24 protein-coding genes, 11 tRNA genes and 1 rRNA gene are annotated in these 14,942 nt (G+C 40.1%); 31 read left to right on the forward strand and 5 right to left on the reverse strand.

All coding sequences use genetic code 11. The features are described 5' to 3' along the window. Positions 1 to 10 precede the first annotated feature (10 nt). From rrf to AAA939_RS06020, 12 genes are all read left to right on the forward strand, one after another. Positions 11 to 127: ribosomal RNA gene (gene rrf, locus AAA939_RS05965) — 5S ribosomal RNA — on the forward strand. Positions 128 to 133: 6 nt separating this feature from the next. Continuing rightward, positions 134 to 206: transfer RNA gene (locus AAA939_RS05970), tRNA-Asn, on the forward strand. A 17-nt stretch (positions 207 to 223) separates the two neighbouring features. Further along, positions 224 to 313: transfer RNA gene (locus AAA939_RS05975), tRNA-Ser, on the forward strand. Positions 314 to 335: 22 nt separating this feature from the next. Continuing rightward, positions 336 to 408, forward strand: a tRNA-Glu gene (locus AAA939_RS05980). A gap of 5 nt (positions 409 to 413) precedes the next feature. Beyond that, positions 414 to 486: transfer RNA gene (locus AAA939_RS05985), tRNA-Val, on the forward strand. Positions 487 to 539: 53 nt separating this feature from the next. Beyond that, positions 540 to 612, forward strand: a tRNA-Phe gene (locus AAA939_RS05990). 5 nt (positions 613 to 617) lie between these two features. Next, a tRNA-Tyr gene (locus tag AAA939_RS05995) sits at positions 618 to 700 on the forward strand. An 8-nt stretch (positions 701 to 708) separates the two neighbouring features. After that, positions 709 to 782, forward strand: a tRNA-Trp gene (locus tag AAA939_RS06000). Between the two features lie 5 nt (positions 783 to 787). Continuing rightward, a tRNA-His gene (locus AAA939_RS06005) sits at positions 788 to 860 on the forward strand. Between the two features lie 7 nt (positions 861 to 867). Then, positions 868 to 939, forward strand: a tRNA-Gln gene (locus tag AAA939_RS06010). Positions 940 to 961: 22 nt separating this feature from the next. Beyond that, positions 962 to 1,032 (forward strand) — tRNA-Cys (locus AAA939_RS06015). 54 nt (positions 1,033 to 1,086) lie between these two features. After that, a tRNA-Leu gene (locus AAA939_RS06020) sits at positions 1,087 to 1,171 on the forward strand. A gap of 276 nt (positions 1,172 to 1,447) precedes the next feature. On the opposite strand, the gene AAA939_RS06025 is transcribed toward AAA939_RS06020, so the two are convergent. The 4 genes from AAA939_RS06025 to AAA939_RS06040 form a co-directional block, all read right to left on the reverse strand. Continuing rightward, positions 1,448 to 2,563, reverse strand: coding sequence for a tyrosine-type recombinase/integrase (locus tag AAA939_RS06025; protein ID WP_338209366.1), 1,116 nt, complete (start codon positions 2,561 to 2,563; stop codon positions 1,448 to 1,450). A gap of 174 nt (positions 2,564 to 2,737) precedes the next feature. Next, positions 2,738 to 3,550 carry a hypothetical protein gene (locus tag AAA939_RS06030; protein WP_338230577.1) on the reverse strand — a complete coding sequence of 271 codons (813 nt, stop codon included), beginning with the start codon at positions 3,548 to 3,550 and terminating at the stop codon, positions 2,738 to 2,740. Between the two features lie 285 nt (positions 3,551 to 3,835). Continuing rightward, a complete protein-coding gene (locus AAA939_RS06035; protein WP_338209362.1) occupies positions 3,836 to 4,330 on the reverse strand; it encodes an ImmA/IrrE family metallo-endopeptidase in 495 nt (164 codons plus the stop codon). 26 nt (positions 4,331 to 4,356) lie between these two features. Next, the gene (locus AAA939_RS06040) at positions 4,357 to 4,788 is read right to left on the reverse strand and encodes a helix-turn-helix domain-containing protein (RefSeq protein ID WP_338209360.1); all 432 of its coding nucleotides are present in this window, start codon (positions 4,786 to 4,788) and stop codon (positions 4,357 to 4,359) included. 163 nt (positions 4,789 to 4,951) lie between these two features. Here AAA939_RS06040 and AAA939_RS06045 point away from each other — a divergent pair, with 163 nt between their 5' ends. From AAA939_RS06045 to AAA939_RS06055, 3 genes are read left to right on the forward strand one after another with little or no spacing between them, the layout of a single operon-like run. Further along, positions 4,952 to 5,200: a helix-turn-helix domain-containing protein gene (locus tag AAA939_RS06045; RefSeq protein WP_338209358.1), complete on the forward strand. Its 249-nt coding sequence runs from the start codon at positions 4,952 to 4,954 to the stop codon at positions 5,198 to 5,200. Further along, the gene (locus AAA939_RS06050) at positions 5,201 to 5,998 is read left to right on the forward strand and encodes a phage antirepressor KilAC domain-containing protein (RefSeq protein WP_338230579.1); all 798 of its coding nucleotides are present in this window, start codon (positions 5,201 to 5,203) and stop codon (positions 5,996 to 5,998) included. A 5-nt stretch (positions 5,999 to 6,003) separates the two neighbouring features. Further along, positions 6,004 to 6,237: a hypothetical protein gene (locus tag AAA939_RS06055; protein ID WP_338209355.1), complete on the forward strand. Its 234-nt coding sequence runs from the start codon at positions 6,004 to 6,006 to the stop codon at positions 6,235 to 6,237. Between the two features lie 140 nt (positions 6,238 to 6,377). Here the strand turns inward: AAA939_RS06055 and AAA939_RS06060 are convergent, their stop codons facing one another. Further along, complete coding sequence (locus tag AAA939_RS06060; RefSeq protein WP_338209353.1) at positions 6,378 to 6,899, reverse strand: hypothetical protein; 522 nt, start codon at positions 6,897 to 6,899, stop codon at positions 6,378 to 6,380. Between the two features lie 68 nt (positions 6,900 to 6,967). On the opposite strand from AAA939_RS06060, the gene AAA939_RS06065 reads away from it, so the two are divergent. From AAA939_RS06065 to AAA939_RS06140, 16 genes are all read left to right on the forward strand, one after another. Beyond that, a complete protein-coding gene (locus AAA939_RS06065) occupies positions 6,968 to 7,252 on the forward strand; it encodes a hypothetical protein (RefSeq protein WP_338209352.1) in 285 nt (94 codons plus the stop codon). Between the two features lie 224 nt (positions 7,253 to 7,476). Next, entirely contained in the window at positions 7,477 to 7,731 is a 255-nt protein-coding gene (locus tag AAA939_RS06070; protein WP_338209351.1) for a hypothetical protein, read from the forward strand. Positions 7,732 to 7,735: 4 nt separating this feature from the next. Further along, on the forward strand, positions 7,736 to 8,110 hold the full coding sequence (locus AAA939_RS06075; protein ID WP_338209349.1) for a hypothetical protein: 375 nt from the start codon (positions 7,736 to 7,738) through the stop codon (positions 8,108 to 8,110). Further along, the gene (gene ssb / locus AAA939_RS06080) at positions 8,107 to 8,613 is read left to right on the forward strand and encodes a single-stranded DNA-binding protein (RefSeq protein WP_338209347.1); all 507 of its coding nucleotides are present in this window, start codon (positions 8,107 to 8,109) and stop codon (positions 8,611 to 8,613) included. The genes AAA939_RS06075 and ssb overlap by 4 nt, the downstream gene beginning before the upstream one ends. A gap of 12 nt (positions 8,614 to 8,625) precedes the next feature. Further along, positions 8,626 to 9,495 carry a DnaD domain-containing protein gene (locus AAA939_RS06085; protein WP_338209345.1) on the forward strand — a complete coding sequence of 290 codons (870 nt, stop codon included), beginning with the start codon at positions 8,626 to 8,628 and terminating at the stop codon, positions 9,493 to 9,495. Positions 9,496 to 9,497: 2 nt separating this feature from the next. Continuing rightward, positions 9,498 to 10,193 carry a putative HNHc nuclease gene (locus AAA939_RS06090; protein WP_338230582.1) on the forward strand — a complete coding sequence of 232 codons (696 nt, stop codon included), beginning with the start codon at positions 9,498 to 9,500 and terminating at the stop codon, positions 10,191 to 10,193. Then, a complete protein-coding gene (locus AAA939_RS06095) occupies positions 10,194 to 10,532 on the forward strand; it encodes a hypothetical protein (RefSeq protein WP_338209341.1) in 339 nt (112 codons plus the stop codon). Continuing rightward, positions 10,504 to 10,962 carry a replication terminator protein gene (locus tag AAA939_RS06100; RefSeq protein ID WP_338209339.1) on the forward strand — a complete coding sequence of 153 codons (459 nt, stop codon included), beginning with the start codon at positions 10,504 to 10,506 and terminating at the stop codon, positions 10,960 to 10,962. Before AAA939_RS06095 ends, AAA939_RS06100 begins: the two co-directional genes overlap by 29 nt. A gap of 12 nt (positions 10,963 to 10,974) precedes the next feature. Further along, positions 10,975 to 11,736, forward strand: coding sequence for a hypothetical protein (locus AAA939_RS06105; protein WP_338209337.1), 762 nt, complete (start codon positions 10,975 to 10,977; stop codon positions 11,734 to 11,736). A gap of 12 nt (positions 11,737 to 11,748) precedes the next feature. Continuing rightward, on the forward strand, positions 11,749 to 11,874 hold the full coding sequence (locus tag AAA939_RS06110) for a hypothetical protein (protein ID WP_338209335.1): 126 nt from the start codon (positions 11,749 to 11,751) through the stop codon (positions 11,872 to 11,874). Between the two features lie 312 nt (positions 11,875 to 12,186). Next, positions 12,187 to 12,354: a hypothetical protein gene (locus AAA939_RS06115; RefSeq protein WP_338209333.1), complete on the forward strand. Its 168-nt coding sequence runs from the start codon at positions 12,187 to 12,189 to the stop codon at positions 12,352 to 12,354. 72 nt (positions 12,355 to 12,426) lie between these two features. Then, entirely contained in the window at positions 12,427 to 12,612 is a 186-nt protein-coding gene (locus AAA939_RS06120) for a hypothetical protein (RefSeq protein WP_338209332.1), read from the forward strand. Between the two features lie 39 nt (positions 12,613 to 12,651). Next, a complete protein-coding gene (locus AAA939_RS06125) occupies positions 12,652 to 13,263 on the forward strand; it encodes a DUF5052 family protein (RefSeq protein ID WP_338209331.1) in 612 nt (203 codons plus the stop codon). A 29-nt stretch (positions 13,264 to 13,292) separates the two neighbouring features. Then, complete coding sequence (locus AAA939_RS06130) at positions 13,293 to 13,559, forward strand: hypothetical protein (RefSeq protein WP_338209329.1); 267 nt, start codon at positions 13,293 to 13,295, stop codon at positions 13,557 to 13,559. A 239-nt stretch (positions 13,560 to 13,798) separates the two neighbouring features. Beyond that, positions 13,799 to 14,005, forward strand: coding sequence for a helix-turn-helix domain-containing protein (locus AAA939_RS06135; RefSeq protein ID WP_338209327.1), 207 nt, complete (start codon positions 13,799 to 13,801; stop codon positions 14,003 to 14,005). Positions 14,006 to 14,045: 40 nt separating this feature from the next. Further along, a complete protein-coding gene (locus tag AAA939_RS06140; protein ID WP_338209325.1) occupies positions 14,046 to 14,567 on the forward strand; it encodes a hypothetical protein in 522 nt (173 codons plus the stop codon). The last annotated feature ends 375 nt before the right edge of the window (positions 14,568 to 14,942 follow it).

Raw genomic sequence — 14,942 nt, forward strand, 5'->3', positions numbered from 1 at the left:
TTCTCAGTAGTGTGGCGACGATGGCGAGAAGGATACACCTGTTCCCATGTCGAACACAGAAGTTAAGCTTCTTAGCGCCGAGAGTAGTTGGGGGATCGCTCCCTGCGAGGGTAGGACGTTGCCATGCGATTATTCCGACATAGCTCAGTTGGTAGAGCGCTTGACTGTTAATCAAGATGTCGACGGTTCGAGCCCGCCTGTCGGAGTTATCTACGTAAGCCATGGAGAGTTGTCCGAGTGGCTGAAGGAGCAGCATTGGAAATGCTGTAAACGGGTATTACCTGTTTCAAGGGTTCGAATCCCTTACTCTCCGTTAGTTAGATATTTATAAATATGACCCCTTGGTCAAGTGGTTTAAGACACTGCCCTTTCACGGCAGTAACATGGGTTCGAATCCCGTAGGGGTCATTAATGGAGGATTAGCTCAGTTGGGAGAGCGTCTGCCTTACAAGCAGAGGGTCACAGGTTCGAGCCCTGTATCCTCCATATGATGAAGTCATTCATCAGAACAATTTAATATAATACATCATGAAATATATGGCTCGGTAGCTCAGTCGGTAGAGCAATGGATTGAAGCTCCATGTGTCGGCGGTTCGATTCCGTCCCGCGCCATTTATGGAGGGGTAGCGAAGTCTGGCTAAACGCGGCGGACTGTAAATCCGCTCCTTCGGGTTCGGTGGTTCGAATCCACTCCCCTCCATTTTTCATAGGGATATAGTTCAATGGTAGAACAATGGTCTCCAAAACCATCGATGTGGGTTCAACTCCTACTATCCCTGCCATGATGGCGGTATTGGCGAAGTGGTTAACGCACCGGATTGTGGCTCCGGCACGCGTGGGTTCGATTCCCACATACCGCCCTTTGATTGGGTTATAGCCAAGTGGTAAGGCAATGGACTTTGACTCCATCATGCGCTGGTTCGAATCCAGCTAACCCAGTTGGGTTTGGGCAAAAAATGATGGCGGTATAGCCAAGTGGTAAGGCAGAGGTCTGCAAAACCTTCATCACCGGTTCAAATCCGGTTACCGCCTTTCCTGAAAAGGTTATAATCCTGATCAGTATCATTAGTTTCATAGTTTTATTTTGCCGGCGTGGCGGAATTGGCAGACGCGCTGGACTCAAAATCCAGTTCCCGTTGAGGGAGTATCGGTTCGACCCCGATCGCCGGTACTAAGAGGTTTTCAGATAGCTCTCAGTACCTTCGAGAAGTCTTCATATCATTGATATGAAGGCTTTTTTGTTTTTTCTAAAGGTATGCAGAGGTATGGAAAGTACTTTTGTGGTGCACATCGGTGCACATTTCACGTTTTCTAACATTACAGAGTAGGGGATTGGTGTCTAAGTCGAACCATACCTCTTAATCCCTTGGTACATATGCGATTCAGAGTTTGCGGTGCACAAGGTGGTGCACATTAGTGCACGCAACGGTGCACAATTTTGTAATATTTAGAAGTTTTCGAGAGCGTTTTTGATTGCTTCAGTTTGCTCACTCTGTAATTCGTCAATAACGTGCGTATAAACGCGTTGAGTGATACCCACGTCTGAATGCCCAAGACGCTTTGAAATAACGTAGATTGAGACGTTTTTGTAGAGTAAGTAGCTTGCATGCGTGTGCCGTAAACCATGGAAAGTTATTTTTTTAATGCCTAGCTTTTTATGCGCAGTACGCAGTAGCTTATTAACTGCATTATCGGTAGGAACCTTAGTGCTATGCTTGCCAATGAAAATCAGTCTTAGATCATTTTGAACACCAGCAGCAACCTGTTCTTGATGCAAAGTACCTAGCAACTTAATGAGGTAGTCGGGGACGATTACAACACGATTAGATGCTTTTGTTTTCGTGGGTAAGAAATCTCCATCACCTTTATAGTCTAAAGTCTTATTGATTCTCAATGACATTTTCTTGTAATCAATATCGCTCCAGGTCAGTCCTGCTACTTCAGAGTAACGGGCTCCAGATAAAAGACCGGTTAGGACCATTAATGCACTTACATTGTTGATTGAAGATTTTGGCAATATAAATTTTTTAAGTTTTGTCATATCACTAAGATTTAGATAGTTCGTGCCGACCTCAGCTTCATAATCAATACAGGTAGGTATTATGGTTCGTGTAGTGAAATTTCGATGAATTACACCGTCTTCAACTGCGTCTATTACACAAGCACGACAATGACCAGCAATCTTCGCAACCGTTTCTCGTGCGTAAGTATCTGCTAGACTATTTAAAAACCCCTGATACATTGACCGACTGATTTCATCCATACGTGTTTTCTTGAATGCTTTTTCAAGTTGATCAATAGTAAAAAGATAATTTTTCTTGGTGGCTGCGGCTACACTTGGTTCTTTGTAAGTGTGATACCACTCAGTGAAGTAGCGAACGAATGTTTTTTCAGAGCTGAGAATATCATCACCACGTAGTTTACTTACCTCATTTTGATTAGCGAAATACTTGGCTTCTTTCATTGTCTTAAATGTTGCGTTTTTCTGATGGCGTTTGCCATCAAGATCATAGAATGTAACTCTTACGGCCCATGATGAGCCACGTTTTTTTATACTTGCCATTGTTATTATCCTTTCTATTTTTCCCGGGCAGGATTCATAAAATCGGATATTGTAGGCAACACCTCCTTAAATTGTGATAAAATTATGTATATAAAAAGTGTGGAGTTATCCACGAATTTTATTTGTAAGCACATCCTAGTATCTTGGCGGGTAGGGGGATGTGCTTTTTAGTAACTAGTAGGCTTTTGGATCATTTTTTAGATGCCCACGCCATACCCAGCCACGTAAAGAATGGTTGGAATTAGTAACATAATAATAAATAGCGCCACCACGAACTTTTTGCGAACGAGTAGCAGTCCAAACGTAGGAAGACTTAAAGTTTTTTAGATTATACAGTTTCTTTTTACCAGGATTGTTGAAAATCCAGGCATTTTTAGCGGACTTGCGAACTAATTGTTTATCTACTGATAGGCTGTCATTGTAAACGGTCCAATATTTAGAATAAGGAGTGATCCAATTAGCTTTACTTGATCTGTCCATTACCCAGAAGTAACGGCTGTTATGCGCATATCCCGCTTTTTTCACAGACCAATCGTAGTTTGACGTATGCTGTACAGTGATGACGGCACCACGTTTTAATCTTGATCTTTTAACAATATAGTTATTTTTAGAAGACTTATGATTGCGAATCTTGTAGATTATTGTTGACTTAGTAACTATTGCTTTACGTGGAGATGACCACCATTTACGACTATGCGTATTGTCTGAAATGTAAATGGGCTTCGTCGTAACATCAGAACTACGAACATATTTATAGGTTTTGTCCTTGGTAATTAGAGTAATCCACGGTTTTGCATTGGGATTGTAAGTTTTCATTACTTCCCCATATGCATCACCATCATCTAAAAAGTAGTTCTTATTTGCTGCGTACGTGTCAAGAAAACTGTTCTTTGCATATATTTCTGTTGCTTTTTTTGCCTGCGCAGTAGTTTGGAACATTCCAAACGATGCAATCACAACCCCCGCGGCTATTAATCCATGTTTCAAGTAATTCATCCCCGAATATTTCAGCTTTTAAGGACATCAGTATTTGGTCACAAAATTATTTTCCTCGGTGCATTTCCCGAAAATGCGCAAATAGTAGTACAAAACATCCCAGCGCAATCGTAAAACAGATAATCATCCAAATAATCCATCCGTAGGTGGTAAACCAATCGATAACTGCAAACAGTATCATCAGTCCGATATACCACCACATCCATTTAGTGAAAAATTTGTACACTAACCATCCAAAAATAATTATGAATCCTAAAATAGCCAAATGAACATCCCCTAGTTGATAGCTATTCTTTCCTTACTACGAACTTTAGTGAACGTAATAGTGTTACTTAAATTTACCCGGTAACCCTTGTAAACTGTTCCATTGGACATCTGAGTTTTAAAGTAGTTGATTGCGTTTAAAACGAAATCTTCCGGTAATTCAAGTTCGGCTGCAATTTCATAATTGGTTTGTAGTCCTAAGTTATAGCATTTAATTAAATCGTCAATTGAAATTGCAGACTTATATGCCAACCTGCGTGCGAGTAGTTCTTGCTTCCGGTTGTTTAGTTGTTTTTGGTCAACAATTACGCCTACCGATGTGAGAAAGTGCATGAACTCCTCGCGTAGGATAACCTGTTTATCAATCTCTGGCTGGTCAGGTTCTAGTATTATGTATGGCTTACCTTTTATATTCTTGTAAGCACCATAAAGACCTGTATCACGTTTTAATCCCCGAAATTCGATAATAGTTGCGTATTGTTCATACGTCGCTTCTAACTCTTCCAATTTTGACAACGCCATTGAATCACACCTTACTTATCACCATTAAATTTATTAATTCGATCATCAAGATACTTGCTGATTTTATTAGCTTCAGTATTATTTATATTGTGACTAGAATCAGCCTGGTGAGCGGCCAATGTTTCGATGAAGGCATTATCATTTTGAGCGCCCAGCTGGTCAGCAGCAAAGTTCAATACTTTTTTCTGCCTATCATAATGGAGCTTAGATACTACTGTATTTATTTGATTAGCCGTATCTGTATTCTTAATTCCCATCAAATATGTGAGATCTACATCTAGTGCATCAGCTATATTAGAAATAACTTCAACTGGAACTTTTTCAATATCGCCTTTTTCATAACGATAAATAGTTGAACGAGAAACGCCAATCTTTTTAGCAAGCTGATCAGCATTTAGTCCCTTTTGTTCACGTATATGCTTCATTCTTTCCCCAACGCTCATAAGTAATGCCTCCTCATATAATATAAATAAAGTATATACCTGTGTCGCAAAATTGCAACGGTTTTATGTCGCATTATTGCGATTTTTATATTGACAAACGCAACTATAGGCATTATGCTTGATTCATCAAGTCGCAGGAATGCGACAAGAGGGAGGAGAGAATATGTTAGATATGAATATGGACCGCCTGAGAGGTTTGTTAGTTGAGCGTCATGTGACACAGGATGAATTAGCTGTTGCATTAGGAATTAATCGAAGCACTCTCTACCGAAAAATTAGTGAGGGCGGGAAGAGATTTACTGCTGATGAGATATTTAAAATGAAAGATTTTATTCCATTAAGTGATCAAGAGGTTATTGATATTTTTTTAACAAAGAAAGTCGCATTAACGCGACAAAGAGAGGCGATTTAGGTGAATAAAGTTAAATTATTCAATTTTGAACAAAATCGGGTTCGAACAATTGAGGTTGATGATGAACTGTATTTTATTGGCTCAGATGTTGCTCGTGTACTTGGGTATTCAAATAGTAGTAAGGCTGTAATCGTTCACGTAAACAATGAAGACAAACGAATGAAAATGATTGCACATTCCCAAAATGGGAAGGTGTCTGAATCTAAAACGACAATCATCAATGAGTCAGGGCTATATGACTTAATTTTTGATGCTGCCCGTCAAGGTAAGAACCAACTAATACGTATGAAAGCTAAACGGTTCCGCCATTGGGTAACAAGTGAGGTTTTGCCGTCAATTCGTAAGCATGGTGCTTACATGACTGATGAGAAGGCATATGACATTACTCATAACAAGGACGGTTTAGCGGACCTACTGCTACAAGCTGGGAACCAGCTGAAACAAAAAGACTTGGTTATCAAAGAACTAAAGCCCAAAGCATTATTTGCCGATGCGGTAGCTACTAGCAAGACCGATATTCTAATTGGCGACTTGGCCAAGATGCTGCGTGGAAATGGAATTGATACCGGTCAAAATCGTTTATTTGAGTGGATGCGGGCTAACGGTTACTTGATTAGTCGTTACGGTTCAAGTCGCAACATGCCGACACAGAAGGCAATGGACTTAGGGCTGTTCAAGGTTAAAGAGACCAGCATTACTCATGCGGACGGTCATGTGACGGTAAATAAGACCACTAAGGTTACTGGTAAAGGGCAGCAATACTTTATCAATAAATTCTTAGCAGTGTCAGAAGCTTAGAAGGGATGATTGAAATGGAAAGAAAACCAGAAAATGTACGCGAAGCGTTAGACAGATTGCTTGTTTACAATGATGCGTTGCATAATCCGTCACCAGCGCACTTGAGTGGAACAGCAGTAGTCGATGATACAGTCAAAGACGTTCAGGACAGTAATTATGAAATGTTAGCCAATTTAGCTGATCTGTTGGGGATGCAGGAATTGTATGAGGCTGATGATGCCAAAATTACGAAACTTTGAAGGGAGGTGAGCTGAATGGTAAAAACACTTAAACAACTGGTACATGTACTCTGGGTAATTGAAAAAGACCTCCATGTTATCGCAAGTAACATGGAAGCCAAGTCTAAGCATGAAAATACACTTCATCAACTGATGGACGATCAAGTTAGATGAATGTTGAGAAAATCTGTACCAAATACAGATTTTCGATACTCATTTAAATCATTAACTTCATGCCGTAGGTTTACAGGGTATTTCTGAGAATATTTTAGTGTGGTGGGGTCGTTTTTAAAATCAGGATCCATGGCACTAATTTTATCAATGATCTTAATAATCATTTGATGTTGTAGTTCTGTTGCTACTAACAAGTTTTTGTAATCAATACTCTCAGCAGTAATATCACGTGCTTGATCACCAATTGGATGTTGTTCTAAAAATTCTGGCGTATAAAACGCAAATTGAATATTACCGTTGTTATCAAAATTAAAACCACCAGGAATTAAATAGAGTTTCTGATCACTGAATTCTACTGGAACGGCCTTGCCGGAGTTTTTCTCTATGAAGGGAATAAATTGAGAACTTATTTCGTGAATAGACATTTTTCCAAGAAAAGAATAAAAACCGTCTAACTTCATGGAGCCAGTATATTCAATGGAAAAGCAATCTGTTTTAAAAGTTTGCATTATTTTTCACCTCGGTTAGTTGGATTAACTAAATTATATCGCATTACAAAGTGAAAGGCGGTGAGTACATGAACCATTTTGGTTTAAACCTGGACCCTAAAGAAACAGACTCATTCCTGCAACGCATGGTGGGAAAAGTAATCACCGCTATGCTACCAGTTTTAAACGATCGGTTGCTGGGGGATGAGTTGATGACACGTCAAGAGCTGGCTGATTGGCTAGGGATTTCCTTAAAAATGACGGATGAAGCATTTATTTTTAGGCCGGGATTTCCTTATTACATGGTTGGAACTAAGAAACGGTACTGGAAGCGGTCCGTGATTAAGTGGATTGATGATAATCAACGTTCTTAATATCCCGGGCAGGATTCCACGTTGGTTGTCTAATTCGAAAGGATAAGTATAGAAGGGAGTCGCAAATTGCGCCCCCCTCAGGAGGAAAATGATTTTATGAACATTTTAGCTATTGCTGGCATTGGAGTTGCCTGTTTCTTAATTATGGCCGATGCAATCGGCTGGCAGGCGGCGATTAAACGAATTCAGAACATGTTTGGAATTTAGAAAGGTAGGCGGTTGCCATGAATAATGCTCAAATTATATTTGAAGGGCTTAATGCCCAAATACAGGAGAGTCGCAATTTATTTGTACTTGAAAAGCTTAGAAATACAATCATCACTGCCAGTAGATGGGGCAAAAAAGAAATCACGTGGGATAAATCAAAACTTGATGACGATATCATTAATGCTCTGCTAGGTGAAGGAATTTGCGTCATTAAACGTAAAAGTAAAAATGATTATTTACTTGATTGGTCGGAGATTTATGAGGAGATGTAGCAATATGAGTTATCGAATTAAAGTACCAGGCCACTTTTGTCAGCAAGGTAACTATGGTCCGAGTTATTACGCAGTAAGTAAGCACGGCTACCTGAGCATAGTTGGCATTGATGCACCCGCAAGAATGACAAAGCGTTATACATTCTGGTTTGATGATGCAATGGCCATTGAATACGGGATCAGTTACCACGGGAGGCGGATAGCAATGATTAAGGTATCACACAAGCCATTTGAAGAATGGGCAAAAGCGCAAAACAAAACCCAACACCGGTTACAGCCAGTGTTGGGCAATAAAAACGATTTGCTAAGAATCGTATCCAATGTCTATTTTACGGCTAAACCAAGCTTACGGCAACGAATTGTGGGGTGGGTTAGATGATTAATCGAGCTGTTTTAGTTGGCCACCTGACGCGTAACCCTGAATTACGGTACACGAGTGGTGGTACAGCCGTTGCGACGTTTACCATCGCGGTAAACCGGAGCTTTACAAATCAAAATGGTGAACGCCAAGCAGATTTCATTAATTGCGTCATTTGGCGCAAGTCAGCGGAGAACTTTTCCAATTTCACTAGTAAGGGTTCGCTAGTTGGCATTGATGGACATATTCAAACCCGGAACTACGAAAATCAACAAGGACAGCGGGTTTACGTTACGGAAGTAGTCGTTGATAATTTCTCATTGCTTGAGTCGAAAGCAGAAGCCGATAAGCGGCGTGAAGAGAATGACCGGTACTCACAACACCAGACAGGCTCAAGCGCACCCGCGGTAGATTCTGAGGCAAGTAGCAGTGCTGCTACTTCTGCTGATAGTACAAATCAAAATGACCCTTTTATAAATAATGGTGATCAAATCGATATAAGCGATGATGACTTACCGTTCTAGGGGGTGCTAAAAATGGCTAAAATTCGGAAATTAGCACAGACAAACTATACGGTCATTGATAATCAAATAATTCGAGATGAAACGCTTAGCTGGAAGGCTAAAGGTGTGTTTGCTTATTTATGGTCGATGCCCGAAAATTGGGACTTCTATGAAACTGAAGTTATGACGCATGCTAAGGATGGCCGTGATGCACTTCGGAGCGCAATTAAAGAGTTGCAAGTAGCCGGATATATGCGACGCCAACGAACTAGAAATGAAAAAGGACAAGTCAAAACTAGCGATTGGGAATTGTCGGATAAGCCTATGTTGGAAAAACCTACACAGGATAAACCTACAAAGGAAAAACCTATGCAGGATGACCCAACACTACCAAGTACTAATGGACTAAGTACTGATTTACCAATTACTAATGGTACTAATGATGATGATGAGGGCCATCCCCAAACGGATGATCCTATTAAAAAGAGCTGGGTAAGCCTATGGACCGAACCTAATGCGGTTGTTAGCGCTCAGCTACGTGAATGGTCTCAGAATCTCAATCCCGAATTGGTTTGCTTTGCTATCCAAGTAGCTGGTGAGCATTCAGTTAAAGTATCTGGTGCATTAAAGTACCTGACTAGAGTAATTGAAGGTTGGCAGAAGAGAAAGATTACCACACTTGAACAGGCAAAAAAGGCCGCTGCTGAACATGACAAGCGTTCTCAGCATAAATCAAAGAGTAGTAAAGGCTATAAGAATCGAGAAGTAAAACCTAAGTGGCTTAAGGACCAAGAGGATGGGTACCAACCTAATGCTAATAAAAGTAAGGTGACTGACCAGCAGCGCAAGGAATTAGAGGAGCGTGTAAAAAGGCTAGATAGTAAATCGAAAGAGGCGGTGTAGGGATGCTACAGGATTACAGTGCTGTCGTACGAGCCGAAGGCGATCTGGTGGTCATCCGATTAAGTGATGACCACAACGCTAAATTTATCAAGCCTGGGGATGTTGTAGAGCTTGGCTTTGAAGATGGGCGAACTATTACAGCAAAGCAGCGTGCTAAGTGCTATGCAATTTTTAATGAAGTTGATGATTGGAACGGCAATCATGATTGTGAACTCACTAAGCGACAATTGAAAAATACGTTCTTGAGTAAGAACCACATCGCTACGCCATTTTCATTGGCAAATTGTTCAATGACGAGAGCCAATGATTTTATCGAATTTTTGATAGATTTCTGTATGGATATGGATGTTCCGTTCGGCAGTAAGACCTTAGATCAGATTCAAGGCCAATACGGATGGGAACGAACGTGCTTGAAGTATAAAAAATGCTGTATTTGCGGTAAGCACGCAGATATCGCTCATGTTCATGCGGTCGGCATCGGTCGGGACCGCAATCATATTAATAACGTGGGCAATCGGGTAATGCCGCTATGCCGAATGCACCACGTTTTGCAGCATAAGGTCGGCATTAAGAGCTTTATGAAGAAGTTTCAAATTAAAGGTGTGGAGGTCACGCCTGAACTTCAAAGAGAATTAAAAATTGGTGATTGGCATATTGACTATGGTGAAGACATCACCTTAACGAGAGAAGATGCTTAAATGCCAAGAATTGATAGTCAAATGTTGCTTGAAAGCATTCAGGAAGTTGAAAACGAATATCATTCTGTGAACGATGCGCCAGCTAAGGCCATGATAAACGTTTGGCATTTATCCGGGGCCGTCATCCCTGATGACCCACAAAGAGTATTTGTAACTAGACGGACGTACACGGTTATACGAGTGAGCGTTAATCATGGGTTGTCAGTTTCAGCAATTGCTAGTCTTTTAAATCGTAGCCCAAGCGAGATTGACAAGATGGTGCAGGCATACAAATGCAATGAACTAAAAATTACGAAGAGGGGGTATAAACATGACAGAGAAAACAGAGAAAAGTATTAATTTTAATTTATCAGAAATTAGTGGTGGCGCAGTTCAAGAAAAAATTGACCGGGAAATGAAACGAGTGGCTGCTAACATCATTGATCCAAATACCGATGCTAAGAAGAAACGCAAAATTACGCTGACAATTAGTCTCGCACCTAATGATTCTAGGACGGTAGTTGATGTCGATACCGAAGTTAAGTCAGTTCTGGCACCACAGTCAGCAGTACCAACGACAATCATGACTGGCCGTAATTTAGATACTGGTGAAATTGCAGTGAATGAACTTAAATCTGGGACGCCTGGACAAACGTATATTGACGATGATGGCACGGTTAAAACGGATACGGGTAAGCCAGTTGAAGAAGTTGAAAAGGAACAAGCTACTGCTAAAAGCGGTTCTAACAAATTAGTTGATTTTCAAGCACAGAAGAAACAAGAAAACTAGGAGGAATTAATCATGGATATGACTACTGAAACACTACAACACATTGAAAACCAAGCCCTAACGGCGGCAGGTAAAAAGGTTTATACGGATGAAAGCGGCAAACAATTCTTAATTGGCGATGATGTGCGACCTTACCACCGTGATGGCCACGCAGATGAGGCAATCGAGACAAGCACGTTGTCTAGTATTGTGACTTACATCAAGTCAGGAATGGATAATCGGAAACATGTATTGATTCATGTAGTTTCGCCAACTCGAGTTGATTTGTTAGGAGATTTAGATAACTACGGCGCTCGTGAAGAATTAATGACAGCGGCGCCGACTAATGACGCAATCCGTTGGGGACACTTTTATGATCGTGAATCGATGAATATATTACTTCAGTCCAGTTTCCAGTCAACCAGCGATGGTACGACTACAGATGACCGGGATGCCATTGTTAAGTTTATTGGTAACTTGGTCCAGGACAACAACTCAGTTCACGTTCAAGACGATGGTGTAACTCAATCGGCAAATGTACGCCAAGGCGTTGCCAATCAGGCAGAAGCAAAGGTTCCTAATCCAGTTTTGCTGAAGCCATTCCGGACTTTTACAGAAGTTGACCAACCAGAGAGCCATTTCATTTTCAGAATCGATACTGACATGAATGCTGCATTATTTGAAGCTGATGGTGGTGCTTGGCGGCAAGTGGCCATCAATAACATTAAAAAGTATTTAATTGATACGTTGGCAGACTTAGATAACGTTGAAAATAAAGTAACAATCCTAGGCTAAGACATGGAGCGAATGAAGAGATTGATCAGTGCGGTAGTGGACCGATTTAAAGTGGCAGTAGTTATTATTGCGTTCGTTGCGGCACTGATACTACTAGCAAAGGTGGCAGCGCTGTGGTATTACACCGCGCTGTTTTAAGAAGGCAATGAAGATGGAATTAACTAAAGTTGTACTTAAGTGTTATAAGAAATTGTTGAGACTTGGCACAAAGTCAGATGCTGATGCGTTTTTACTATATGCGTATCTATTATTGTGGAATAAGACTGGGAGTCCAGTCCGTGTTAATTATGTGCATGATGATGTAGTCAATGAGGATATATTTATTGCACATTTCTCAGATAGCAAGTAGGAGGAAACAGAATGAAACGAGGGGATGACGGTATTTTAATCCCAGAATTAACACCGGAAATTATCGAACAGGCATTTGAAACATTTGGAGATGACTAATAAATGAAAATTAAGATAGTCCCACCAAAAGGCAGCGGTGAAAAGCCGTATGTAAAAGAATTTGATAATTGGGATGAAGTTAACGCCTATTTATTACGTAAAAATGAGCCAATATGGGAAGCCATCCCGCAAAATGAAGCAGTTAACTTTGATATGACTGAGATAGACTAGAATCAAGCTTTCATGATTAACATTTGGAGCATTGTGCTAAATGAAATTTCTAATATACGGGGAGAGAAAAGTATGAAAAAAAAGTTTGAGATTCGTGATTTGTTATCAATTGAAGTTCATCTTGATACTGATACTGAAGATGAAGAAATGCAGTGGTTTCCTGTATTTATTAATACTCCCAATGGTGTTATTTCTCAGTTCTCACATCCTGGAGAATTGGATGATGCATTGGAATTTAGAATGAATGAAACTAAATGAAATTTCTGTACTTGATACCGAAAGCAAGGAGAGAATGCTTTGAAAAAGAAAGTAGCTTACGGAATTGTGATTGCAGCCGTTGCATTACTGCTAGGTGGTTGCCAATGGATTGATGATTGGACTTCTGATTTCAAGCAGCAGATGGTTGGTCTGCCGATGACAGTTGAAACCTATGATGATAATGCACAAAAAATAGATAATATTCACGGAAAGTCATTATCAATCGAACGTGATACAAAGTTTGATCAGACCAATGAAAAAGGTACCACCACGAAAGAATCTAAGGTTTTAGATATCACGCTAGGTGGTAAGCAAATTACACACGTTGGCAGTAGCCTTATTGCTTACCAGAATGGACTAACCAATGTGTTAGATAAATATCCTAAACGTGCAGAGGTAACCAATAATAACCCATCATTACCGTTTATGAATAGATTTGTTAATGAATATAAGAACTACTTCACTGGATCAAAGAAAGTAATTCTAATTAGGTCACAGACAGGGCAACCCCTTGCAACGTTTGCGGGTAATAAGGTTAGCTACAAAGCAACGAGTGTTCCAAGTAGTACGTCATTATTGATAGATGGCAAGCGTCTGTTCGTATATCGCTGTGACTACACGATCTACACGAGGGATGCACTGCTAAATTAATAACATGATTTTCAGAGGGAGATTAGATAATGAGCGAATTAGTTGATCAATCTGGATACTACCTAATCAATCAGGGAACACTTAAAGGAAAATTTTGTGCCATGATTTACGATTTGGATATTATGAAATATATTGCGTTTAACGATAAAGGAACACCAATCACAGTATTTGGTAGAAATGAAATCGTTAGATCAGTTAATCTTGGCGAGATAAGCCTGATAAAAGAAACTAACGATACGATTCAGTCCATGATAGCCAAAAAGAATCAAGGGATTGAAGATACACTGCTAGATTAGCAATATGAGGTGAGAAAGTAACTATGATTAGTAATCCATTGAATCTTTATTTGTATGTAAAGTTAGCTGCATCAGCGGTATTCACAATAGTTTGTATCGGTGGTGGAATTTATATTCTATGGCAGTATATTAAATCAAAATATTGAAAATGGTTTGTTTTTATAAAGCATGAGATAAATGCATTGCTAGGGATGTAGATGGTACAGACAAGTAATGCACTGGAAAATGAGGTGTTAGTTATGAATAATCGCATTGCCAAGTTGAGGAAAAAAAACGGATGGACATTAAAAGAACTAAGTAAGCAGTTAGACATTTGCGATAGTACGTTAAGCCAATATGAAACTGGGAAACGTAATCCAAACATTAACATATTTATTAAGATGGCAAATATCTTTGGAGTATCGATGGACTATCTGGCAATGAACAACAATACTCCAAACTTGTAGTGAGCACTGATTATTAGAATAGCAACACGGGGTGAGAGAATTGACGGAACTAACTGATGAACAGATTAAACTAGCAGCAGCTGTCGGTGCGCAAGCGTATCGAGAAAGTCATAAGAGGGCTATTAAGTCTGACTATGAGAAGAAGAAACGTAATACAAAACTAATCCTAACAAATTATCATTACTTAGAAGATCATGTTGAAGTTGGGTTGCCAAAGTTAACCGATGAAGACTTTGAATATGCATCTGTACTCCCAGCGGACCAGTTATCAATTTATTCATTGTTAGGATATCATGCACGTTCTAAGGCAATGATTCTATTTATTGATGCAGTCCTAGGCCAATACAAGAAGGACTGCCAGAAAAGTACTGATGAACGTTTACATCGTCGCTATCCGGTGATTGAGTGTGTCTATTTGTTGAAGCCTATGATGACTCGGGAGGCCACTGCGGAACGGTTCAATGTTAATCGTAAGACTATTGATCGCGATATTCAGCAGGCAATGCATGACCTGTCAGTTATGATGTGGGGTGCAGATGCAATTGATGATTTAAGTAGGTAAGAATGTCCATTATATGTCCACAAGTGGGACATTGAATGATGTATAGTGTTAGCGTGGATTAGTTGGAACGCACGGTAACTAGTCGATGAATAATCTTCCTTGAGAGATAGGTATCATCGTAGACTAATTGGTTAAGTCACAATGGGATACAGGTTCGAATCCTGCCGATGATATAGGTGACTGGAAGCTAAGAGCCAGTCACTAAGTGTAGCTTGAGCTCGGTTGGGTGGAGCACTGAACGTATGTTTAGGAGCGTAGGTTCGAGACCTACAAGTTACATATGGGAGGTGAGCAGCCTCTTTAATTCTCAGTAATGAAGTCCAGTTAATAGCTGGGCTTTTATGTTTATAAGGCAATTAAGCCAGCAAGTTAGGG

Source organism: Lactiplantibacillus paraxiangfangensis, from assembly GCF_036246185.1.
GTDB lineage: Bacteria > Bacillota > Bacilli > Lactobacillales > Lactobacillaceae > Lactiplantibacillus > Lactiplantibacillus paraxiangfangensis.

Coding starts and splice junctions, on each gene's coding strand:
- AAA939_RS06025 (WP_338209366.1), bottom strand. CDS start 2,563: ATGGCAAGTATAAAAAAACGTGGCTCATCATGGGCCGTAAGAGTTACA.
- AAA939_RS06040 (WP_338209360.1), bottom strand. CDS start 4,788: ATGAGCGTTGGGGAAAGAATGAAGCATATACGTGAACAAAAGGGACTA.
- AAA939_RS06045 (WP_338209358.1), top strand. CDS start 4,952: ATGTTAGATATGAATATGGACCGCCTGAGAGGTTTGTTAGTTGAGCGT.
- AAA939_RS06055 (WP_338209355.1), top strand. CDS start 6,004: ATGATTGAAATGGAAAGAAAACCAGAAAATGTACGCGAAGCGTTAGAC.
- AAA939_RS06060 (WP_338209353.1), bottom strand. CDS start 6,899: ATGCAAACTTTTAAAACAGATTGCTTTTCCATTGAATATACTGGCTCC.
- AAA939_RS06065 (WP_338209352.1), top strand. CDS start 6,968: ATGAACCATTTTGGTTTAAACCTGGACCCTAAAGAAACAGACTCATTC.
- AAA939_RS06070 (WP_338209351.1), top strand. CDS start 7,477: ATGAATAATGCTCAAATTATATTTGAAGGGCTTAATGCCCAAATACAG.
- AAA939_RS06075 (WP_338209349.1), top strand. CDS start 7,736: ATGAGTTATCGAATTAAAGTACCAGGCCACTTTTGTCAGCAAGGTAAC.
- ssb (WP_338209347.1), top strand. CDS start 8,107: ATGATTAATCGAGCTGTTTTAGTTGGCCACCTGACGCGTAACCCTGAA.
- AAA939_RS06085 (WP_338209345.1), top strand. CDS start 8,626: ATGGCTAAAATTCGGAAATTAGCACAGACAAACTATACGGTCATTGAT.
- AAA939_RS06090 (WP_338230582.1), top strand. CDS start 9,498: ATGCTACAGGATTACAGTGCTGTCGTACGAGCCGAAGGCGATCTGGTG.
- AAA939_RS06095 (WP_338209341.1), top strand. CDS start 10,194: ATGCCAAGAATTGATAGTCAAATGTTGCTTGAAAGCATTCAGGAAGTT.
- AAA939_RS06100 (WP_338209339.1), top strand. CDS start 10,504: ATGACAGAGAAAACAGAGAAAAGTATTAATTTTAATTTATCAGAAATT.
- AAA939_RS06105 (WP_338209337.1), top strand. CDS start 10,975: ATGGATATGACTACTGAAACACTACAACACATTGAAAACCAAGCCCTA.
- AAA939_RS06110 (WP_338209335.1), top strand. CDS start 11,749: ATGAAGAGATTGATCAGTGCGGTAGTGGACCGATTTAAAGTGGCAGTA.
- AAA939_RS06115 (WP_338209333.1), top strand. CDS start 12,187: ATGAAAATTAAGATAGTCCCACCAAAAGGCAGCGGTGAAAAGCCGTAT.
- AAA939_RS06120 (WP_338209332.1), top strand. CDS start 12,427: ATGAAAAAAAAGTTTGAGATTCGTGATTTGTTATCAATTGAAGTTCAT.
- AAA939_RS06130 (WP_338209329.1), top strand. CDS start 13,293: ATGAGCGAATTAGTTGATCAATCTGGATACTACCTAATCAATCAGGGA.
- AAA939_RS06135 (WP_338209327.1), top strand. CDS start 13,799: ATGAATAATCGCATTGCCAAGTTGAGGAAAAAAAACGGATGGACATTA.